Genomic DNA, 20,720 nt, shown 5'->3' with positions numbered 1-20,720 from the left:
GGAGGTTACCATGAACAATAAAGTTTTATATGATTTAATTGTGACGATTGTAAATAAAGGCTATTCAGAAGAAGTTGTTGAAGCTTCTAAGAAAGCAGGAGCTGAGGGTGGTACCATTGTTTGCGGCAGAGGTACAGGTATACACGAACAAGCAAAGCTCTTTAATATAACCATTGAACCAGAAAAAGAATTGGTTCTGACATTAATTGATAGATCAAAAACAGATGAAGTACTAGTGGCGATTGAAAAATATGCAGAATTAGATAAGCCTGGAAAAGGTATAGCATTTGTTTTAGAAGTAGAACGTACGATTGGGATTAACCATATCCTAAATCGAATGGTAAATGAGAATTCAGCTAGAAAAGAGTTCTAAAGCGTTGTAACTCAACGTCTTTAAAAAAGCAATATTATTTCTGGTTTTCGGACGAAATAACTTGTGTGTGGGACAATCAATATAGATAGTCCATCTATAGTATTAAAATCATAGGAAGTACTACGCCAGTCTAGATGAGTTGTATTAGCAGCCTACCATTGTATTAGACTTTTAGAGATGCTTCCATTTTTTTATTAAACAGTTAGACTTTATTCGTCCGCTCTTATTTTGTGTCGGTTATCGCTTGAATAAGCCTTTGAGGCAACTCGAGGGCTTTTTTGTCTAAATGAATGAAATGGTGCTCTGCTTCTTCATTTTGTTTCTCTTTTTCGACCTCTTGATGAATCCTCTCCATCTTCCGATCTAATTCAGCTGCCGTATCCGCCGCTTCTTTTAATTCTTGTAGTAAATGACTGGGCACTGCCTTTTGATACTTATAGTATATTTTATGTTCGAGACTAGCCCAAAAATCCATAGCGACCGTCCGGATTTGAACCTCCACTTTCACACTTTCCTCACGGTCGGACATAAAGACTGGAATTTCTAGTATAAGATGTAGGCTTTGGTATCCATTTGGCTTAGCCTTCTTAATATAATCCTTACATTCAATCACCTTAATATCTTTTTGCTGTTGCAGCATCTCACTAATAATATAAATGTCTGAGATAAAGGAGCAGCTAATCCTAATACCTGCGATATCATGTATATGTTCTCTTACACTCACTAACGATGGCGACAATCCTTTACCCTGCACTTTTTTGAATATACTCTCAGGAGATTTCAATCTCGATTTTGTATGTTCAATCGGATTATAGCTGTGAATATACTGAAATTCTTCTTGAAGAATATTTATTTTCGTATTCATCTCATCCAGAGCAAATTTGTACACCATCATAAATCTTGTAAGCTCTTGCTTCACTGCTTTAATTTGTCCTACATTCACACTTGTTTGTTGTGACAAACCTCATCTACTCCTTTAAATAGAACGTTGAGTTAAAAAGCTATTATTAGATCCAATCCAACTATGCTGTTTATAAAATTATTGCTTCAAACTAGCTTTCTGATTCAATAATTGATGTCAACTTTTCAAGAACCGTTGTCAGCTGTTCCATTTCTTCTTCAGTTAATTTTGACATGTACTTCTCCATAATTATATTCCGTTTCTTTACAGATGATTTCAAAGCACTCATGCCTTCCTCTGAAATCCGCACATATACCGCTCTTCGGTCTTTCTCATCTCGTTCCCTTATCACAAAATCATTTTTTAACAAACGGTCAACCATGGCTGTGATTGCACTTGGCTTCACCTGAAGTTCTTCCGCTAACTGCGATGATGTTATGCGACCCTTCTGCTCTAGCGTATTGAGGACAAAAAATTGTTCTCCCGTGAGGTTATGTTCAAGTTTTTCATATACTTTTGGCCCTAACGTTTTCATTGCCTTATAAAAAGCTTGATCAAGCCTTGCGTAATATAACTTCAACTCATCCTTTTCCATTCTAAACTCCTTCTATTTATTTCATGACATTAACTATTTACTTCATGTAGTTAAATATAAATTACTTTAAGTATTATGTCAAACCAGGGGTTATTGAGTTTATTCAAGAACTGGAATATACAAATTAAACCTTAAAGGCATAAGCAAATTACACATGCGGTTCATGTATACCACTTCTGAAATGTAGTGAAATGATGTGGTTATAGATTCAAAAACTTAAAGTAGCTCAAACATAGGTTACGCTTCTGAACGATACTCCGCTTTCCGTGGGGAGCTAGTGAGCTTCCTCGGGCTTATGCCCTGTGGGATCTCACTCCTGCTCTAGTCCCCATCGGAGTCTACGTATAGTTCATCCGCTAGGTTAATGCTTTGTATAAAAAATTAGTGGTGCGATCTAGTTATGGGTCAGGTCAAATTTTAAAAAAGGCACATATTCATGGGTTCATCTGCTAAGCTCACTAAACAGCTGCTTATAAAAATGGGAACACTTAACAACATCCTTCCTCCGTTGATTGGAGCGGAAGGCACCGACTCCTGCGGGATGTGCGTGACCAAGGGAGATCCACAGGAGCGTTGCGACGAGGAAGCTCCCGGGCCGCCCGCGGAAAGCGTGTGCCTGCAGCGGAGATCAACAACTACAGCGGTAAGAGAAGAATTATTATCTAAAGATCTTGGTATAGGTCATCCGGTAAGCATTTACCTATTCGCACTCTTTATTATAGTATTCCTGCACAAAAAGACGACTTATCTAATTCAATAGAATCAGTCGTCTTTAATTCAGGTAGTAAATTCTTCTCTAGAAGTGGCTAGCTATCTCTTCATACGTGTTTTATTTTCACTTATTGTTCACTAGGGTTTTCGATCGGTGTGTCGGGGTCATTCCCCCACTCTTCCCAAGATCCTTCATACATTCTAAGATGTTCAAACCCCATTAATCTTAAGGTAAAGTACATATGAGATGCTCGCTCTGCCTTTTGACAGTAAATGATAATCTGTTTTTCTCTCGTTACTCCAGCTTCCTCAAGCATTTGTTCAATGACACTCGCCCCTTTAAAATATGGCACTTCCCCGTCCTCTAAAACCTTTTTCCATTCGAGGTTCACAGCACTTGGGATATGACCGCCTCTTTTTGCCCTGACATCCTCCCCCATATATTCAGCTTTGGAACGAACATCGAACAGTACCTTATTGGGGTGGTCAATTGATGCCTTCACATAATCTTGTTCCACCTCAAGATTTGCCTGCATATTCGCTTTGAAGCTGCCCTTTCTCTCCTCGCTGGGAGTTGTAGAAACCTCCTTGCCTTGTGCCTTCCATGCTTTAAGTCCGCCATTTAATACACGTACTTTTTTATGTCCGTATAATTCCAGCGCATAAAATAACCTCGTAGCTGCCGTATCATCGCCATCATCATACACAATAATTTCATCATCGTTGCTTATTTCAAGTTCATTCATTAATCGCTCAAATTCTTCTGCCCGAACTAAATATCCATCAACAGGGTGGCTTTTATCTGCTAATTGAGCAGCATCAAATGGTAAAGCTCCCGGAATATGTCCTTCAGTGTACCCCTCACTGCGCGTATCAACAATGATAAAATGTTCTTCATTTAATCTCTGTGCCGTCTCCTCTACACTAATGAGGAGATCATTATTAGGATACGTCACTTCTCTTGCACTCCCTTTCATCGGAACCAAGATGGTAAGCATCAGCAGCAAACATAACAAAACAACCAGCTTTCTCATGGCTTTCTTCACTCCTTTGGTCAAATATCTACCTTAGTATGACCAAAAGTGGAAAACACATGAAAAAAAGCAAGCGCTCTAATAAGAACGCTTGCTGCAGTTATGCTCTTCTTCCAGTTAACATTTGTAGAATGAAGACGATAAGGGCTACAACTAACAGTAAGTGAATAAGTCCGCCTCCAACTTCAAATGAAAAGCCTAGTAACCACAATACAAACAACACAATCAGTACTGTCCATAACATTTTTTCCTCACAACCTTTCAATCTTATTTTCCAATTTGTTTGTTGGTTATTACATCCCCCTATTTGACTTAATCAAAACCTCTACACCTAAATTTAAGTCCTTGTTCACACGGAAATGATTCCACGCCTTTTCCCAATTTGAATCCATTTCACTAGTTAGGACTGATTGGTAAAAGGGTAAATCAACTCTCCTTTTTTACTTATGTTTCAGGTGGTATCAAATCGGATATATAAACGATAAGAAATCATTTTAATGGGAGGCGTTATCATGAGAAAAGATGTAGATGTCGAGGAGAAGCATGTGGAGAAAAAGCATGATTCAAGTAAAGTAGCATCGAGCTTTATTAAATATTTAGCTTATATTATCATTTTCTTTGGTTTCTTATGGTTCTTAGTTCAATATGTCTTTCCGATGTTTCAATAGAAATTGATCTTATCTAATCTTGTTTGCTCTTTTCTATCCCATATTTAAAAACAGCCTTTGCATCAGTTATATTACTTATGCAAAGGCTGTTTTTGGTTTAGAGAATTATTTAATTAAGCGACAAGTTGATCACAATGCCTTTCGCTTCTTTTGACTCTAATTTAATTCGATAAGTTCCTTCTCTCAGCTCTATCGCCATCTCGCCAGAATGGTTCCCGGAAACCTCTTCACTCCAAATCATTTCGCCATTATGCTCTAGAAATAATAAAAAGGAACCCTCTCTTACAAAGGCCTCGTAAGGCAATAAAGCCACATCGTTTATTGATTCCTCTAATTGAAACGCCTCAATTTCATAAATACCTTTTACCGATCCAATCGAAAGCTCTATTTCACCATTCACATTTGTATTGGAAACATTCGTTACAACGTTGTCTGAAAATATAAAGACGAGGATAGGAAAGGTGATCATTAGGATGACAAAAGCACTCCCTATCATTATCCATTTCTTCTTTAAAGGTGAATGATCTTTTTGATTAGAGATCGATTGATAAATAAACGTATTTAATTTATACACTATACGAAACAATAAAGGGAAGATTACTAGAGGTATGATAAAAAGCCACTCACCCGTCATTACAATCAAAGAGATCATCATCACAAACCCGACAAAATAAAAAGCAATGACAAACCAATAAATAAAGAGAAAGAGCCTATTAGCGCGATACGGCTTGCCAAATAGTAAAGAAATGATATTCATCAGACACCTCTGCTAGAAAGATTAAACGATTTTTGAGTCCTATCGTCATATTCTTTTAATCAAAAAGCACCCATGACTCATGCCAGATAATGGGTGCTTATAACATTTTCAGCGTAACGAACGATTGCGTACTTCCTGTCACTTGAAAAGTAATCGTCTCACCAGCATCGACTGTCACTTCAGCCTCTTCCGTTTGAAATCCGTCCATACTTGCATATACTGTATGAACTCCAGGAGATACTTCGACGATTAGTTCTTTCCCGCGTTTGATCTTCCCTATTTCTTCTCCGTTTACATAAAGCTTGAAAGCACGCGTAAAAGCATACCATTCCTTGCCTCTAAAAAATTTGATAGAACCTTGGTCTTTAGACAATGTGTAAACCTCCCTATTGCATCTATTGTTTATGTATAATTCTATTTAAATAATTTATTGATTATTTTATATGCGATAAAAACAGCAATCGTTGTTAAGATTAACTGCACACCAATCATCACAAGCTTTTCAAAAGTATCTTCATAGATAAGCAAGGAAGTGACGATTTGAATGGTGATACTAATTAAATAAAAGACAATGATAAACGTAAAACCATGGCGCTCCCAGAGATTGGCCACCTCATCTCCTCCTTTGCCTTTATTGAATCTCTACATCATAGGTCTCATATAGTTCGGAAAGCTCATTGCTGAATTGAGTCACCAGCACCTCTCCTTGTTCGAGTAAACGGTGGGCTTCTTCTGCCATCTGTTGGTCATTTGACTGTATGGCTTCAACTATTTTAGTCATTCCTTCTAATTGAAGCATTGAGCCTTCTAAAAAGATTTGATGAGCCTCTTCAATTTCCTCATTTTGTACATTCACGTTGTTTAACCCTGTTACTAATTCTTCGTAAAGCGGAATGACTTCTTCTTCAATCCTTTGAGCTAAATCGTAATCATTTGTGAAGTGTTGACCAATGCTGTTAAATCGGCTTGTAGCCTCGTCCTCTATCTCAATTAAAGGAATGAGTTCTTCATTCGTATAGGTAATTAAGGCTTCTTGAGTGGTTGAGTTCCCGCAGCCAGCCAACATAGCAAGTATTAATGATATAATAATTTTTCGCATAAATTCCCCTTATCAGCTTACTTAATGATTTTCTTCTTCTGAAAGAGAGTTTCTTAGATTGAGTTCCTCTTCTGTCTCAAACCCTTTAAAATAAACTTCAGCGATCATTGAAATGTTAAAGAACATATTAAAATCTTCAGAAATATTACCTTCTGGATAAGGAACTGCCACATAATCAAACACTTTACCGGAAGCTTCTTGTCTCTGTTTCCTGCCGTAAATCATTACAGGCTTATTGAAGTTTCTTACTTTTACTACTGACCCTATAGGTAACCACTCTTGTGCCATGCTCTCCCTCATTTCTGTTTTATCTCCGGATATTTCTTAAGAAAAACTTTATGGTGTACAAGGTGAAGAATCGTTAAAGGTCCTATCGAAACGACCAGTAATGAAAATACAATAACAATCCACTCTTCAGGAGTTTTAGAACTCGGATCTGAAATGAAAATAATAGCTATTAATAAGCCAAACACTATCGTCATTATTTTTCCAACAATAAAGGCTGCATGTATACTTTTTACTATTGATTGTTTATCTTTACTCATCTTCCTTACTCCGTTCTACATCGTCAACTCCAAATTTGATTCCCACACCTAACCCTAATGCTGCAAAAATTTCACTCTCTGTACCGAATTTGACCGATGCACCTGCGCTTCCAACACCTACATTTACACCTACATATGGAGACTTATCAATATTAAATACTTCAGATAGAACTTCATATCCAAAGAAATTAAGCGGGTTTACTTGAAGTCCAGCCTTAGCCACGCCCGCACCTGCTCCTGCACCAGCAGAATAATTTTCAATACCAGCATGAGCATCTCCATAGAAGAGTTTCATATCAAAACTGACAGGCGAGTTTTCATGAGCCAAATTACTATGTGATACGGCAGCCTCTGTTTTCCCTCCGATTAAATCACCATCTGAAAATGCTTCATTAAATCCTGATAGAGATGGTAATTGAACCTCTCCATTAGCATAAAACATTCTTTGAAACACTTCACTTTCATCCTGACCCTTGCTTTTATTTTGTGAGTTCGTATCAACAATACTTGCCCCTGCAGATAGATTGAAACCCGATTGATTTAGAGCTATATCAAGATTATAGTTACCTGCACCCTGAGCTAACACATTGGTATTCCCATAGGTTTCTTCAAAATCAATATTCTTTAAGACTTGATAATACGTATATAGATTACCAACACCAGCACCTTCATCTGTCTTATCAGTTGTTGTCTTATCAGTTGCTGTATTCAGCTGTCCCAGATACATATGAGGCACGGCTAAATGCGGACTGATACAACCCTCTAAACCTTGGTAATCGGCAACTTGATGTGCTTGAAAGCCATAATAAGCAAGGATCTGTTGTTTCATGCTATTTTGAGCTTGGTAGTTTTCTATAATTTTTCGGTAATTTGGATTGAATACAAGGATCCCTTGAGGAAACTGACTAATATCAAAGGATTTATTGTTAAACATTGTTTGCAGGTCTGCGATTAACGCAGTGAGAACATTTAACTTCTCACCTAACAGGTCGAGATTTTCTTTTTGCTGCTGATCAAATGTATATAGGTTTTCTACCGTTTCTAAAGCTTCTCTATTAGCTTGTTGTACATGATGAATAACCTCTTCTTCGTTCAATCTAGGCAGGGAGACAATCCCATCAACTTTCCACATGACGTTATTAGTCTGATTGGTGAAATCAACTGTAGTACTCTTTGCCCGCTCTAACCCATCTTGAATATCTTCCTTAATAAAGCCTTCATCAATAAAGCCATTACTAGCTGGTTCAAATGTATTTAATGCCCCTTTGATTCCTTCAAGTGTCCCTTTATACTCTGAATTAAATCCTTGTAAATACTGAAGTAAAGGCAAATGAGCTTCTGAATAGAAAGATCGGATCGCTTTTCCACCCTCACCTTTAAAGGACTGTTCTTTCGCTAGCAAGCCCTGAATACGCTCATCTATAAGTTTAAATTCCTCTTGTTTGGAATCAAGAGTAGAGAGCACCTTATCTATGCTCTCTTGTAGATCTTTCACATCGAGCTTTTTCATCGCCTTCACCTCTCTTATTTACTATTAATCTGCGAACTTACATTCTGATCGGCCTGTTTCATCGTTTCAATTGATTGACGGGTGTCTTCTTCGTTTTTTAGGAGCAGGGCCTGGTATGCTTCAACCATTTGATTCATTTGTTGATTCAGCTGGTTAAGGCGGTCTACTACATCTAGGACATTATTTTCTCCTACTGAAGAAGGCATTGAAGGGTCTAGTGCTTGAACAGCGGTTTGCAGCTTTGCTAATTCTTGCTCTACATCCGCATATATAATTTTAATTTCGCTCATCTATACCCCTCCTTAACGTGCGACCATCGCGGCTTTTGCAGCAACGATCGATTGTTGAAGTGAAATAATTTCTTGCTCTGTCTGTGAAATCTTAGATGAGAGAGTTTGAAGAGAGGTATCAAGCTGACTTCCCGGCAATTCCCGGTAACTTGATACAAGGCCGCCTTCACGTAGGTTTTCAAACCGATCTGCCAGGCTCCCTGCCCATGTGACAGAAGATAAACTAGGATTCTTGCATAGATGCTCATTGCTATAGAAATCTTCTCTGCAATTCATCAATTCAGTACGGCATGATCTAAGTCTTGCAAGTTCATCCTGCTTTTGACGTAAGTTCAAATATAATCCAGTTAATGGCATAAATGACACTTCCCTCTTTTAATTATTTAAGAAAAAGAAGCATGTTTCTCTCTGTCATGCTTCTTTATGTTAGTTGCTCAAACTTATCAGGCTTTTTCATCATTCTTGGAATAACGACTAGCATCAATATGGCGATCGTGAGAATGACAATTAAGATTAAAATGGTACTAATTTGAAGGAGCCCTGTTTCAGATTCCTGCTCTGTCCGGGTCTGCCTCGCAGGTTCGGCTTCTCCATTAAATAAATCGAGCCGCTCTGCTTTAGCAGTTATGGTGTTCACTTCGATCGTCTCTGTGTGAAAGAGCTGGTCATACACATCATTAAAGTATTTCATTTCTCTTTGCGTAAATGTAAGCACCCTTTGCTCTTCAGACAGCGCTTCCCGCCTCACACGTTCGTCTTCTCTGTAATAATTTAAATCTACATTAATTTGTCGTTCCTTGTACTCCTGAGGCTCTACTATTGGATCCCCCTCCGCCAGAACTAAAGACGGAAGGAGAAAAAATAGTAAACAAACAACGGCAGATATATTAAGAAGCTTCATAGCTTTCATCTAGATCTTCCTCTTCTTTTTGAGTAAGACGGCGTCCTCTAATGAAGTATGCAGCAGCTGCTGCTATGATACTCACAATAGATAGAACAATAACAGCTGGAATGAACATCGATTGATTTCCAAATTGGATTGACATATAGACTTCAGAGACCGGATGATTCATGCTGAAATTCGGCATAACCAGATCAAGCAGCGGTGTGACAAAGAACAGCATTAGACCTACGATGACAAGACCGCCGGTTATTAGACCGAATACTAGACCTAACTGAACCAATCCAGCCGTTGCAGTTAATAGCAGGATCGTTACAATCGTCCACTTAAATGCTTGAACATCATGCATTGGGTAAATATTAAGCCCATAAATACTAATGATTAACCCGACAGCGATATTTAATAATACAAACATTGATGCATTAAGCATGGCTGGCACATAAGAGAAGTAGTGTACAAACAATCCGATAATCAACCCAGACACTAAGATAATAACCAGCATTACAACTGGAGGCGTATTATTTGTTCTTTCTTCAGGAGCCTCACCGCTGATTTGGACTGGATTTGACAGGTAATCATACACGTAAGGATTTGGCTGACCATCCACTACAGCATTTCTAAGAATACTGTAAAGGTCGTTTTGTACAAGCTGTGAGGCTTCTACATTGGTAGCCCAGTTATTATTTAATTCATCTGCTCTAGATTGAACAGAGCCTACTTTTTCATATAACTCATCAGTATACTCATTGACGTAATTTGAGCGATCAGACAGCGAACTGACTAAGTTTGATACTTGTTCAATATTGCCCATGGCATTTTGCTGATTTGATACGATCATTTCTCCGCTCATATCATCTACCGGAGGAGATTCAACCTCCGGCGTTTCGATACCTTCGCGCAACGCAAGCGTGACAAGATTCGCATTTTCCTCAATTTCTTGCAGCTCACTTACAATCGCCTCTTGTTCAAGCTGAACACTTTCATCGTATTCATCAATAAAAGTATGAACAGCCTCAACAAATCCTTCAAAGTCACTTTCTAAAAGGTCAAGATCATCAATCGATTGATCTAATCCCGATTGAAGATCATTGAAGCCTCCTTGAATGGATTCAAAAGTTTCTTCAACAGCTGTGAGCCCTTCACTGCCTGCTAAAATATCAGAAATTAACTCATCTTCTTGTTCCACAGACTGATTAGCAGCCTCGTGATACGCAGATAGATGTGAGTAATACGTTAATAATTTATCAGTATCTTGGGTCTGAATAGCCGTTCCAAAATACGGAGCTAATCGATCTTTGCGAGAGGTTGATAAGTAAGAAGAACCTAGGATGCCTGCTTCTTTTTGATTGATCTTATCAATGATTGCTCTGTTCCCTGGATTCCCAGGGTTTGGCTGCTGCTGTGGTGTGCTTTCGATTTGAGCAATTAATTCTTCTAACACTCGTTCCCACTCTGCTTGAGTAGAAGATTGAGCATTTAGCTCTCCTTCTATTTTTTCAATTTCACTCTCAAGTGCAGCTACAGAAGCACGAAGACCTTCTAAGTGGTCTTGTTGACCTCCGCTGCCTTCTTCGCCCTCTTCTCCGTCTGAGGGAGAGTCACTAGCGGCTGAATCAATCGCTCCCTTTAATTGTGACAGCTGAGCTTTTAGTTCAGTTAATGATTCAGCGGAGGCAAGGGTAGCTGTTGGTATATCAACATCAACTTCAGCAGGCGGGTTCTGGCCTCCCTCGTTTCCCCCTCCGTTTGATCCATTGGTCAACTCCTCGCGAATTGGGAGCATAGCTGATTCTAGCTGATTAAAAGAATAACTCATTCGCTGAGTTCTAAAAGTATTCATCATCTCTCTTTGTCCATCTTCAAGATGACCAGCTAGTTGATTAACAGTCTCCTCGCCTGTGGAAGCTCTTAAATCGGATAGTACTGAATAATTACCATCAATCGCACCTTGTACCCTAGAGACACTTTGTGAAAAATCTTGACCATCATTCGTAAATGCTGGTCTTGGGCGTTCTTGGATTCGTACAATTGTATCGAATCCGTTGTACATGGTAGATTCATAGCTTGTAAGCCCTTGTTCAAGCAGCTGTTGATTTTCAAGACTAGTTGTCATGAATAATTCGTTCTGCTGCTCTTGATACTCACGATATGCTTGAACATTTTCTAAAAATGCACTCAGCTGCTGCTCGTATGTTTCGATATTGGCAATCGCTTCTTCGGACGTGGCCTCTGCATCTGTAGATGAGCTGAGCAGTTGTTCAAGCAGCTCTTTTTGTCTTTCCACTTCACTTGCGATCGTTTGAGAATTCGGTGCATAGAAGGAATACATCGCTTCTTGGAAAGCAATTTCCCGTTCTACGATGTTATCGAATTTTTGGCGAATATCATTCACTTCTTGTGCCACTACATCCCAATAAATACTCGTCACTTGTCTATTGATTCGGCTTCTAGCATTTTGAAGGGAACGCTGAACCCTTTCAATATTTCTTGCATTTAAGTTTGGTTGAATTTGATAGCTCAGGGAAGCTCGTTCAGGCTGATCTTCTTTAAATGTTAAAATATTATTTGAGAAATCAGAGGATAGATACAAGATTCCATCATATTGGTTTCTCTCAAGGCCAGACTCGGCAGCATTTCTTCCTACTACCACATAATTGTATTCTGAATTCTCACCGATAGAGGCTGTTACAGCCTGACCAAAAAATACCCTCTCGCCTTGAAATTCAGCTCCTAAATCTTCGTTTACAATGGCGATTTGCCCTGAAGAGTTGTCTTGTCTCTTGTTTGGTTCCTGACCAATGTAAGAAAAGAACAAGCTCGGCAGGACAAGGATCAGGACAATCATCGCAATTAACTTTATTAAATTCGTTTTCTCAAGCATTCTCTGCCCTTCTTTCCTGCTTTAGCATTTAGGAATTTGCATCCTTGTTGCTGTGCCATCTTGAATCAAGTAACCAAAGCCAGCCAGAATTTCCGGCTCATTCCGTGTAAACGGCAGTGTAATTAAACTCTGATCAGATTTCTTCGCTAATAGTACAGCCTGCCTGATCTGCTTTAACTCATTTGTTAAAGGATCAAAGCCTTTTGTAAAGTCGTTTGTGTTTCCGGCAACAATCACCGTAAAGCCTAAATGAGTGTATTGCTTCATGAATGTTGATATCTTTCCTTGAATCTGTGCATCAATCGTTTGTTGCAAGCGCGAAACGCTATCTACAACCAAGTAAATAGGTGCAAATGTCAGTGCATTGGATTGGCCTATTACTTGTAAATACTCATTCTCACGACGTCTTAGAGTCTCTTCAACGCTATTGAGCCAATCATTAATTTGATCTTTAGTCTCCATATAAAGGACACCATCCCGGCTCGCATATGTTGATAAACCTCGATCAACCCCGTCAAATAGAGCAACATCTGCATGCTCTTGTTTAAACATTTCTTCTAATAACACTTTTACTGCATTGGTTTTACCTTTTTTACTTTGACCAACGACGAGACAATGCTCACTTTCTATATCGACTGATAACGTAGACACCGTCTCTTCATCTAATCCAATCGACAGTGACCCTTGCTTTTTAGTAGCAGCATATTTCTTTGCAAATGTTTGGTAGTCAAGATTAGTAGGAAGCATAGGAATAGGTGCAGGCAATCGACAGCCTTGATACCTTTCCTTCATACGTTCGATCTTATCTTTTACGGCAGCAAGAACCTCTAAATCACCCTCACCCCAAGCCGGCAAGTACATCTGAGAAAGAGCTACTTGGTCTTTAATGATTAACGAACGACCGGCTATTGCCTCTACTTCATACGGTGTGCGGCCGATAATTGAAAACTTCTCATTACTATCCATTAAATAATGAACGACTTTCGTTTTTAAAGAGTTCATTAGTGGCTGCCTTACCACATTAATTCTTGTGGCTGAAAGCATAACCATGATGCCAAGCGATTGACCATCTCGGGCAAATTGGATAAACTGCGTTTCAATGTCAGGAAGCTCCTCTTTCACAAGATCAAAGTTATCAATCGTAAGAACAATCGTCGGTAGTATTTCATCTGCAAGACGGTTGTAATGAGTGATATTACTCACTTCATGATCAAGGAACAACTGCTTTCTTTTTTCAATTTCTTTCTTTATATACACCATAAATTTTTCGATTTTGCGCTGATCATCAAATCTGAAATAATCAGCTGTATGAGGAAGCTGTCTCAACGGTAGAAGCGCACTATTTCCAAAATCAAATACATAATAATGAAGTTCTTCTGGTGTAAACGCCTCTGCAAAACGAAGCAGGTAGGTCATGATCGTTGTTGATTTTCCGTACCCAGATGACCCGAAAATACCGATATTGCCGTCTTCCTGCCACCTGTAACGATATGGTGTTTGACTTTGTCTTTCAGGCTCATCTTTTAAGCCGATAAGAAATCCTTCCTCCACACTCCCTGCTTCCTCACTCGCAAGACGCGAAGCGAGAGGCGGCAGCCATGGACTTTGCAGTTTTTGAATGCCCATTGTGGATTGAACATTTGCTATTTCTGATACAATAGCTTCTATTTCGGTCTGCTTTTTCCGTTGCTCGCGCTTTACTTTTGCACTTACGTTAGACAACTGTACAAGGCCAAGATCGGTTACAAGCGAGATTTCATCTTCTGTACCGACTGTCTCCTCAAGATAAGGAGCTCCACTCCAAGCTGATTGGAATAATTCATACACCTCGTTATTTCCTACTTGCAAATAACCACGTCCCGTAATCGTGAGATTTGCTGCATCCGAATTTTTTAAGACCTCTTTACTATCTGTTGCATCCTGCACTTTCAAAGCAATCTTAAAACGTGCATTACTCCAAATTTGATTATCAATTACACCGCCAGGCTTTTGGGTCGCTAGAATTAAATGAACGCCTAAGCTTCTCCCAATCCTTGCAGCACTGACCAGCTCTCTAATAAATTCAGGCTCCTCATTTTTCAGCTCGGCAAATTCATCTGAGATAAGAAACAGATGAGGAAGCGGCTCTTTGGCTGTGCCTTCTTTATAAAGGTCTGTGTAATCATTGATGTGGTTTACCTCATATTGATCAAATAAACGCTGGCGGCGCTTCATCTCACTATTAATGGAAGCGAGAGCACGTGTACTAAAGTTTTGGCTCTCATTTATGTTTGTAATGGTTCCAAGAAGGTGAGGGATTTGCTTAAATGGCTGGGCCATCCCTCCGCCTTTGTAATCAATTAATAAAAACGCCACTTCATGAGGGTGATAATGAACGGCTAAGCTTAAAATATACGTTTGAAGCAGTTCACTTTTACCTGAACCTGTAGTACCAGCTAAAAGTCCATGAGGCCCGTGAGCTTTCTCATGTAAATTTAAGACAGCTACATCTTTTTTCCCTTTTAATCCAATGGGTACAGCTAAAGACTTCGAAGACTGATTTGTAAGCCATCTATTTGGGATATCTAGTTCTTCTACATCTTTCGCATTGAATAGATCAAGGAATGAAACCATTTCAGGGATCGAATTATTCATCCCTTTTAGATGATTAAGAGAACGTAGTGTTCTAGCAAATGTTTCATTGCCTTGTTGTTCGTGGCTGTCTAGATCAAACGCTGTATGCAGCGCTTTTTTCTCTTGGATAAGGATTTCACCTTGTTGATCATTAATATAGCCTACTAACGTATGAATCGTTTCAGCCAAATTCTCTTTTGTATCTGTAGCAAAGATTGTAGACATGCCAATCCCTTTATCTTCGCCTTCTAAGTATTCCATAATCAGGTGCTCAGAGATTAATGCTCGATTCGATACAATGAAGACAATATGAGGGTAAAAACGTTTCTTATCCTTCTCCTCGTCCATATCTCTTTCTCTTAATATTTCATAGATAGATGATAACAACTGGTCTCTCGTTCTCTCATTGTAAACAAAGCCTCTAGCAAAGGAATGCGGCAGCTGAAAATGAGGCAGCCATTTCATCCATTCCCAATCTCCATATTCTTCTTCATCAAAAATTGCAACAAATCTTATGTCATGATAGCTATGGAAGAACGCCAGCTGACCGACAATTTGCTGAATCTCTTTTTGCACAATCGATTGCTTCCCAATTAATCCAATTGCTCCTTTAGAAGCATCAATCGTTAACGGGACATTGTCTACTTTGTTGTATACATCAATCATTTCTTGTGATTTTTCAACTAAGTCATCAATTTCACGATTTGCAAAATCTAAGCTTCCGACTGCTACCTCATAGCTAGCAGGAACCGTTGCTCTCCCTACTCTAAAATGCAAGAAATCCTCACTTTCTAGAGTACGCTCAAAAATACGATCACTAATCTGTCTTACGTCTGTTTTTAATTTCTCAAATGAAGGGAAATGGTAATACAGCACTTTCTTTTGCTGATCTGATAACGCTTGTAGTTCCTCTCGTTTTTGTTCTAGATAGCGATTGTACACTCGCAGACGCGTTGCTAGCTTGATTTTGCGCTTTTTCTTCTCCCGGAAGTATTGAATAGTTGAAGTGAAGATCGTCGTTGTGAACATAACAATTGAAATGATAATAAAGACACCTCTAGGTATTAATAACGCCACGATCCCCATTACAATGAGCATCATTAACGGGGGCAGGATTAACAGCCATAATGCCCTTTGGTTGTCATCCCCTTCTTGGGAAGGAAACGAAAACGTTACTTTTTCCTCAGGGAGATCATAAATCATTCTTGGTGTGCGGCGATAATCTGGATACTTCTTTTTCATTTCAGAAGTAGGCGGTATCGCACGTGCTAGGGAGGTTTCATAGTCGTCTGATCCTGACAAATGCAGAAGATCCCCTTCGATAAATGTCATAGAGAGACCTGAATAATAGATTACATCACCATTAAACAAAGGCTTCCTCTCTTTAAGCTGCTTGCCATTCACATAAACGATAGCATCACTCGCTGCGCTAACACGCCATGTCTCCTCTATAAGGTCCATTAGAATAGGATTTTCACTTACAGGGTTTTCTCCTAAATGGTTCAAAAGGACAATCGTCGCACCTTCTTTATGACCGACCGTTATTTCTTTTTGATGCCCAACATAATACGTAGCCTCGGCGTTGGAACCCTCTTTTAAAATGAACGTTATGCTATGACCTTCCTCTGTGAGCGTGAATGGTTCCCAAAAATTCAGTTTTGTAAGACGCTCCCCTTCTTGATACAGTACATATCCGTCCTCTTTTACAATGGATAACTCCCCGCTTGTAAATGGATGAGAATAAACAGTAAGTGAATGTTCTTCACTGTTTCCAATCGTCACTCGTTTATGGTGATCCAACGGGTAAAGTTGATATGTATCCTTATAAAACACAAACAATTGTTGCATCTGTCTCACCTCCCTAAGACTCGGAATCTTCTTCCTCTGCTGCTTCTTCTGTTTCATCAGCAGATGGTTCTGGTTCTGATGGAGGTTCTGGCTGAGCTGGTGCTGAAGCTGGTGTTTCTTCTTCCTCTTCTTCTACAACAGTATCCGCTTCCTCAGCTTCTAGCTCCTCACGTTCTCTCATATACTCATCTATCTCATTTTGAATGATTTGCAGTTCTTCTTCTTTTTCTTGTCCCGATAAGCGGTCATTGGCTTTAATATCCTCGCGATACTTAAGCAGCCCAAGCATGACAAGGTCTCTATCTTCTAAGGACCTAGCTAAATCAACGGCTTCTTCATTTTCTCCCCTGCCAATATGAATCCAGTATTTGAAATAACGTTCATCCGACTGAAGGGTCAGCGTGTTGCGGACAGCATTACGCTGATCTTCCGTTAAAGGTTCATACTCTACATAAGAAGTGGCCAGCTGATATTGCACCACATACGGCATACCATCTGAATCGTAGTAATTCAGCTGATTAATGACTTCGCTATAGTTTGTCATTAAGAAAGCTTCACTGCTTTCTATAAATGCTTCCTGCTTCGGCTGCACAAAAAAGAATGAATAAATGCTGTATGCGATAAATGGTAGTAATAGAGCAGCCGCTGCAATTAAGCTGTATTTATGTGTAAACCATTTCTTCTTTGGAAGAGAGATAAGGGTCTTTTCACGGCTCTCAATCTCTGTAATCGTTTCTTCTACGTAAGCTGTTAATTCGTCTAACGTGCTGCACTCAAATATTTCTTTTACAAAGGGACTTAACGTCATTGTTGTGTGATAGTGATAATAGTCGTAAAATGTATGAGCTGGGTCAATCAACTCACTTATTGTCGCTTTAACTTCACGTGTCAGATTATCTTTTTCTTGACTATAAGGAGGAAGACTTTCTTTCACCCCGTAGTGGAGGAATATTGGTTCGAAGCTCTTATCAAATACGATGTTCTCAGGGCACACAATCAAATGAAGTCTTGTATACGAATGAGTCTTTACCGCTTTTAAAAGATTATGAGCGAGCAGCCATTTAGCATAGGTTGTTTTACGCTGGATCATTGCAAAGTTCAAGATCGATTTGGGGCGCTTCATGATGATTTTGATTTCATCTTCTGTATCTTCAACAATTCTTTCAATCTTGTCATCTAACTTTGTCAGCATTCCTGCTTCTAGAGGATCGCTTAGTTTCACTTTCGCTTTTTGAAAACGAAAAACATGCTGACCTTTATCTTTTGAAACCGTGGCTTCTATTTCTTTTTCTAAATATGATAGCCGTTTTTCTTCCATAGCAGGTACTCCTTTAAAGGCTCTTAGTCAGTAACTCAGTAACTGGTCACCTAATTGTTTAATCTAGTGATATAATCCTCTACCTTATATAATGACGATTTTGTCACCGTTTGTGATTCCGCTCGCTTGAAGAGTGGCATGACCCGGAAGGACTTTTTCTTTATTCTCAATCCTTACCCAATTGCCTTCACGAGGAGGCTCTTTTATTTCTTTGATCTGCCAAACAATATCAATGACTTTTTTCACAGAATAATAATCAGATAATCGCAAGTCAAAGGTTTCTCCCTCATAATGACGCATGTCAATAGTTACCTGTATATATATTAAAATCACCCCAAGACAGGAAAAAAAGCGCATAAACAAGTGTGTTGTCAGCGCTCCTTTTCATTATCATTTCATTGTACTTATCTTATTATTTTACTTTACTGCACATTTTTACTTTACCGTACGCTTTACTTAGCCGCGAATTTGACTAGCAATTTGACGGTCAGTATCTTCAAGAACTTGTGCAGAATTTGCAAGCTGCATAGATACTTCGTTTAATAGAGCTGCCATTCGATCGAAAGACGGGCGTAGTTCTTGGTATTGTTGAGCAAATGCTTGGCTTGAAGCACCTTCCCAAACATCTTGTAAGTGACTGCTCATACCATCAAGACGAGTAAGTAAGTCGTAAATATTACCACTCTCTGTATCATACTGTCTAGCAACGTCACGTAGTTCAGCCGGTGTTAAGCGAATTACATCTGACATGTCCACAACCCCTTTAACATTTAGTTTTGTCTCTTATAGCTTACCAACTATTTTTTTACAGTCAACGCATCTACCACTATTTGTTTAAAACACTATTAATGACCTATTAATCCACTAATTTTCCGGCTGTTCACCTTTAGCAAACAAGGAAAATGTAACTAGCACAATTAGACAAATAGCGACTAAATACCCAACCTTTATTAATAGACTATATTAGATTAATCTTTAAATACCCACTATTAGATAAAAATATGCACTTAACCCAAAATTTTCTTTTTATTTATCATAAAAAGAAAAACAAGGAGCTCGCCGGCTCCTTGTAAGTGATCAGACTATCTAATCGTTAATGGAATATCTTCATATTCTTCAGGATCGATTTCATATACAGACTCATCAGCCACCCCTTCAATGATTCCATATAAGCCATCTTCTACAGCTTTTACTAGCTGACCTTTCATCTTTTGGCCGAAGCTCTGCGTTTGGCCGCGGACTTCAAATAAAACCGTCCCACTTCCATTTAAAGCAAAAGAGCCGAGTGCTGTACCAGGCAGATCCAACCCTTGCTGATAAAGGGAAATGTTTTTAAATCGCGAATTACCGATTTGCAATGCATCATAAACAGCTACATTCAGCTGACGTGAGAAGTCATAATCATACGCATCTGCATATTCACTGTATTTTTCCCCAGCCGCGGTACTTGGATCAGGGACAAATTGAGCTGAGATCGACATTGTCACATCATCATCCGTTCCCTCTACTTTCATAAATGGTCCTTGGTGATGAAGGTCTACAAATACATCGACATTCCCAAATTCTTTTTGAAGATTAAGATACACGTCCCTTACTGTTTGGGCTTCTGGTGTAATGAACCAGCCAGGAGATGCTGAGTTACCAGGAAAATCTTCTGCTTTAGGCTCATAATTTAAATCCGGATTGAAATCACGATTCACATCAAAGCCTGGAAGCTCTCCGTAGTTCGTTCCTTGAAGAGTCCGCGAGTAATAATTCCAGGATGGGGTAACACCCTCTAATTGCGGAAAGGCAGCTTCTACTTCCGCCCACGTCATCGCATTTCCTCTTCGATCTAACTCCGCAGCATCTGGATTCATCTTCGGCAGCGCAACAAGAGTTACCTCTTCACGAATTTGTTTTGCTTTAGGTGAATTACTTGAGCCTAGGAATTGCAAAATATTTAATAAAGCTTCCGTTCCCGTCTTTTCATTGCCATGAATTTCACTTTCGATCAGAATAACGCGGTCACCTGTTCCTACTGTTGCCTTATAAATGTCCCTTCCTTGGTTAGACACCCCAACAGTTTCAACCTCAACTCGGCCTTGACTGTTATTAACAATCTGATCTAAACGCTTTTGCATTTGCTCATAGGTCATAAAGCCAGAAATCGATAATTGCTGCTCACTCGGAACAGCCGGACCTGTGTTTAATTGTGCTGCCTGTGCTGGAGACATAAGTAAGCTTGCTGCTAAAAAACTGGTGCCTACTGTCATGGCAAGTTTTTTCATAATAATTCCTCCTCAACTTTTATCATTCACCTACGAATTCTCTTATTAAAATTGAATCCCTTCTTAGATACACGAAATTTTAGATAAGCGTAATAACGCACTAGTTGATGCCTTATTTCGACAAAAACACTCGCAAACTTTAGTCATATGTTTTACGCCAGAAAAAAGAGACACTAGGCTGTTACACCTAGTGTCTCTCCTGCAAGTTCCTATGTAGAACTTAATGTTCTTCAATTTCAAAGCGCTCGACATTCTCCATGTTTATATACTGGTTTTTGTGATCGAACCATTTAGCCGTTTGAATTTTATCAATTTGCTGATTCAGTTCGTAACCACTCTCTAGTTCAAATACTACACTTTCTCCACCACAAAAATAAAACGTCACTTTATATTTTTTCATTCTCTA

23 protein-coding genes are annotated in these 20,720 nt (G+C 39.1%); 2 read left to right on the top strand and 21 right to left on the bottom strand.

All coding sequences use genetic code 11. The features are described from left to right. Positions 1-10 precede the first annotated feature (10 nt). Entirely contained in the window at positions 11-373 is a 363-nt protein-coding gene (locus PQ478_RS01795; RefSeq protein WP_289235629.1) for a P-II family nitrogen regulator, read from the top strand. Positions 374-596: 223 nt separating this feature from the next. Here PQ478_RS01795 and PQ478_RS01790 read toward each other — a convergent pair whose 3' ends face one another. The 4 genes from PQ478_RS01790 to PQ478_RS01775 all read right to left on the bottom strand — a co-directional run bounded on the left by PQ478_RS01790 (position 597) and on the right by PQ478_RS01775 (position 3,858). Next, a complete protein-coding gene (locus PQ478_RS01790; RefSeq protein ID WP_435521075.1) occupies positions 597-1,268 on the bottom strand; it encodes a GTP pyrophosphokinase in 672 nt (223 codons plus the stop codon). A 157-nt stretch (positions 1,269-1,425) separates the two neighbouring features. Further along, on the bottom strand, positions 1,426-1,869 hold the full coding sequence (locus PQ478_RS01785; RefSeq protein WP_289235627.1) for a MarR family winged helix-turn-helix transcriptional regulator: 444 nt from the start codon (positions 1,867-1,869) through the stop codon (positions 1,426-1,428). A gap of 839 nt (positions 1,870-2,708) precedes the next feature. Next, positions 2,709-3,614 (bottom strand): sulfurtransferase, encoded by a 906-nt coding sequence (locus PQ478_RS01780; RefSeq protein ID WP_083633567.1) that lies wholly within the window; start codon positions 3,612-3,614, stop codon positions 2,709-2,711. A 100-nt stretch (positions 3,615-3,714) separates the two neighbouring features. Continuing rightward, on the bottom strand, positions 3,715-3,858 hold the full coding sequence (locus PQ478_RS01775) for a lmo0937 family membrane protein (protein WP_139314744.1): 144 nt from the start codon (positions 3,856-3,858) through the stop codon (positions 3,715-3,717). 268 nt (positions 3,859-4,126) lie between these two features. Here PQ478_RS01775 and PQ478_RS01770 point away from each other — a divergent pair, with 268 nt between their 5' ends. Next, entirely contained in the window at positions 4,127-4,282 is a 156-nt protein-coding gene (locus tag PQ478_RS01770) for a hypothetical protein (RefSeq protein WP_012957322.1), read from the top strand. A 109-nt stretch (positions 4,283-4,391) separates the two neighbouring features. Here PQ478_RS01770 and PQ478_RS01765 read toward each other — a convergent pair whose 3' ends face one another. The 17 genes from PQ478_RS01765 to PQ478_RS01685 all read right to left on the bottom strand — a co-directional run bounded on the left by PQ478_RS01765 (position 4,392) and on the right by PQ478_RS01685 (position 20,714). Beyond that, positions 4,392-5,039: a hypothetical protein gene (locus tag PQ478_RS01765; protein WP_289235626.1), complete on the bottom strand. Its 648-nt coding sequence runs from the start codon at positions 5,037-5,039 to the stop codon at positions 4,392-4,394. Positions 5,040-5,136: 97 nt separating this feature from the next. Further along, a complete protein-coding gene (locus tag PQ478_RS01760; RefSeq protein WP_289235625.1) occupies positions 5,137-5,412 on the bottom strand; it encodes a PEGA domain-containing protein in 276 nt (91 codons plus the stop codon). 41 nt (positions 5,413-5,453) lie between these two features. Then, a complete protein-coding gene (locus tag PQ478_RS01755) occupies positions 5,454-5,651 on the bottom strand; it encodes a hypothetical protein (RefSeq protein ID WP_012957319.1) in 198 nt (65 codons plus the stop codon). Positions 5,652-5,670: 19 nt separating this feature from the next. Next, on the bottom strand, positions 5,671-6,138 hold the full coding sequence (locus PQ478_RS01750; protein WP_289235624.1) for a hypothetical protein: 468 nt from the start codon (positions 6,136-6,138) through the stop codon (positions 5,671-5,673). 21 nt (positions 6,139-6,159) lie between these two features. Further along, complete coding sequence (locus PQ478_RS01745; protein WP_289235623.1) at positions 6,160-6,426, bottom strand: DUF4176 domain-containing protein; 267 nt, start codon at positions 6,424-6,426, stop codon at positions 6,160-6,162. An 8-nt stretch (positions 6,427-6,434) separates the two neighbouring features. Beyond that, positions 6,435-6,683: a hypothetical protein gene (locus PQ478_RS01740; protein WP_012957316.1), complete on the bottom strand. Its 249-nt coding sequence runs from the start codon at positions 6,681-6,683 to the stop codon at positions 6,435-6,437. After that, positions 6,676-8,193, bottom strand: coding sequence for an LXG domain-containing protein (locus PQ478_RS01735; RefSeq protein WP_289235622.1), 1,518 nt, complete (start codon positions 8,191-8,193; stop codon positions 6,676-6,678). Before PQ478_RS01735 ends, PQ478_RS01740 begins: the two co-directional genes overlap by 8 nt. Before the next feature lie 14 nt (positions 8,194-8,207). Next, positions 8,208-8,483, bottom strand: a complete 276-nt coding sequence (locus PQ478_RS01730; protein WP_012957314.1) for a YwqI/YxiC family protein — start codon at positions 8,481-8,483, stop codon at positions 8,208-8,210. A gap of 12 nt (positions 8,484-8,495) precedes the next feature. Beyond that, entirely contained in the window at positions 8,496-8,840 is a 345-nt protein-coding gene (locus PQ478_RS01725; protein ID WP_289235621.1) for a YwqH-like family protein, read from the bottom strand. A 64-nt stretch (positions 8,841-8,904) separates the two neighbouring features. Then, the gene (gene essA, locus PQ478_RS01720) at positions 8,905-9,393 is read right to left on the bottom strand and encodes a type VII secretion protein EssA (protein ID WP_289235620.1); all 489 of its coding nucleotides are present in this window, start codon (positions 9,391-9,393) and stop codon (positions 8,905-8,907) included. Further along, positions 9,371-12,265, bottom strand: coding sequence for a type VII secretion protein EsaA (esaA, locus tag PQ478_RS01715; protein ID WP_289235619.1), 2,895 nt, complete (start codon positions 12,263-12,265; stop codon positions 9,371-9,373). The genes essA and esaA overlap by 23 nt, the downstream gene beginning before the upstream one ends. 21 nt (positions 12,266-12,286) lie before the next feature. Then, positions 12,287-16,726, bottom strand: coding sequence for a type VII secretion protein EssC (essC, locus tag PQ478_RS01710; RefSeq protein WP_289235618.1), 4,440 nt, complete (start codon positions 16,724-16,726; stop codon positions 12,287-12,289). A gap of 13 nt (positions 16,727-16,739) precedes the next feature. Continuing rightward, positions 16,740-18,044, bottom strand: a complete 1,305-nt coding sequence (essB, locus tag PQ478_RS01705) for a type VII secretion protein EssB (RefSeq protein ID WP_289235617.1) — start codon at positions 18,042-18,044, stop codon at positions 16,740-16,742. Positions 18,045-18,128: 84 nt separating this feature from the next. Beyond that, the gene (yukD, locus tag PQ478_RS01700; RefSeq protein WP_075683987.1) at positions 18,129-18,368 is read right to left on the bottom strand and encodes an ESX secretion system protein YukD; all 240 of its coding nucleotides are present in this window, start codon (positions 18,366-18,368) and stop codon (positions 18,129-18,131) included. A gap of 132 nt (positions 18,369-18,500) precedes the next feature. Next, the gene (locus PQ478_RS01695; protein WP_012957307.1) at positions 18,501-18,794 is read right to left on the bottom strand and encodes a WXG100 family type VII secretion target; all 294 of its coding nucleotides are present in this window, start codon (positions 18,792-18,794) and stop codon (positions 18,501-18,503) included. A 332-nt stretch (positions 18,795-19,126) separates the two neighbouring features. Continuing rightward, positions 19,127-20,314 (bottom strand): M14 family zinc carboxypeptidase, encoded by a 1,188-nt coding sequence (locus PQ478_RS01690; protein WP_289235616.1) that lies wholly within the window; start codon positions 20,312-20,314, stop codon positions 19,127-19,129. A 220-nt stretch (positions 20,315-20,534) separates the two neighbouring features. Beyond that, a complete protein-coding gene (locus PQ478_RS01685; protein WP_012957305.1) occupies positions 20,535-20,714 on the bottom strand; it encodes a hypothetical protein in 180 nt (59 codons plus the stop codon). Positions 20,715-20,720: the final 6 nt, after the last annotated feature.

The organism is Alkalihalophilus pseudofirmus, from assembly GCF_029094545.1.
Taxonomy (GTDB): domain Bacteria; phylum Bacillota; class Bacilli; order Bacillales; family Bacillaceae_D; genus Alkalihalophilus; species Alkalihalophilus pseudofirmus.
The sequence above is the reverse complement of the archived record's forward strand: the minus strand, read 5'-3'. Positions and strand labels throughout refer to the sequence as shown.

Bases quoted from the DNA above. Each gene is read 5' to 3' on its own strand.
- PQ478_RS01785 (WP_289235627.1), bottom strand. From the start codon at position 1,869: ATGGAAAAGGATGAGTTGAAGTTATATTACGCAAGGCTTGATCAAGCT.
- PQ478_RS01740 (WP_012957316.1), bottom strand. From the start codon at position 6,683: ATGAGTAAAGATAAACAATCAATAGTAAAAAGTATACATGCAGCCTTT.
- PQ478_RS01725 (WP_289235621.1), bottom strand. From the start codon at position 8,840: ATGCCATTAACTGGATTATATTTGAACTTACGTCAAAAGCAGGATGAA.
- PQ478_RS01795 (WP_289235629.1), top strand. From the start codon at position 11: ATGAACAATAAAGTTTTATATGATTTAATTGTGACGATTGTAAATAAA.
- PQ478_RS01695 (WP_012957307.1), bottom strand. From the start codon at position 18,794: ATGTCAGATGTAATTCGCTTAACACCGGCTGAACTACGTGACGTTGCT.
- PQ478_RS01780 (WP_083633567.1), bottom strand. From the start codon at position 3,614: ATGAGAAAGCTGGTTGTTTTGTTATGTTTGCTGCTGATGCTTACCATC.
- essC (WP_289235618.1), bottom strand. From the start codon at position 16,726: ATGCAACAATTGTTTGTGTTTTATAAGGATACATATCAACTTTACCCG.
- PQ478_RS01750 (WP_289235624.1), bottom strand. From the start codon at position 6,138: ATGCGAAAAATTATTATATCATTAATACTTGCTATGTTGGCTGGCTGC.
- PQ478_RS01790 (WP_435521075.1), bottom strand. From the start codon at position 1,268: ATGATGGTGTACAAATTTGCTCTGGATGAGATGAATACGAAAATAAAT.
- PQ478_RS01730 (WP_012957314.1), bottom strand. From the start codon at position 8,483: ATGAGCGAAATTAAAATTATATATGCGGATGTAGAGCAAGAATTAGCA.
- esaA (WP_289235619.1), bottom strand. From the start codon at position 12,265: ATGCTTGAGAAAACGAATTTAATAAAGTTAATTGCGATGATTGTCCTG.
- essB (WP_289235617.1), bottom strand. From the start codon at position 18,044: ATGGAAGAAAAACGGCTATCATATTTAGAAAAAGAAATAGAAGCCACG.
- essA (WP_289235620.1), bottom strand. From the start codon at position 9,393: ATGAAAGCTATGAAGCTTCTTAATATATCTGCCGTTGTTTGTTTACTA.
- PQ478_RS01745 (WP_289235623.1), bottom strand. From the start codon at position 6,426: ATGGCACAAGAGTGGTTACCTATAGGGTCAGTAGTAAAAGTAAGAAAC.
- PQ478_RS01690 (WP_289235616.1), bottom strand. From the start codon at position 20,314: ATGAAAAAACTTGCCATGACAGTAGGCACCAGTTTTTTAGCAGCAAGC.
- PQ478_RS01770 (WP_012957322.1), top strand. From the start codon at position 4,127: ATGAGAAAAGATGTAGATGTCGAGGAGAAGCATGTGGAGAAAAAGCAT.
- PQ478_RS01775 (WP_139314744.1), bottom strand. From the start codon at position 3,858: ATGTTATGGACAGTACTGATTGTGTTGTTTGTATTGTGGTTACTAGGC.
- PQ478_RS01765 (WP_289235626.1), bottom strand. From the start codon at position 5,039: ATGAATATCATTTCTTTACTATTTGGCAAGCCGTATCGCGCTAATAGG.
- PQ478_RS01735 (WP_289235622.1), bottom strand. From the start codon at position 8,193: ATGAAAAAGCTCGATGTGAAAGATCTACAAGAGAGCATAGATAAGGTG.
- PQ478_RS01685 (WP_012957305.1), bottom strand. From the start codon at position 20,714: ATGAAAAAATATAAAGTGACGTTTTATTTTTGTGGTGGAGAAAGTGTA.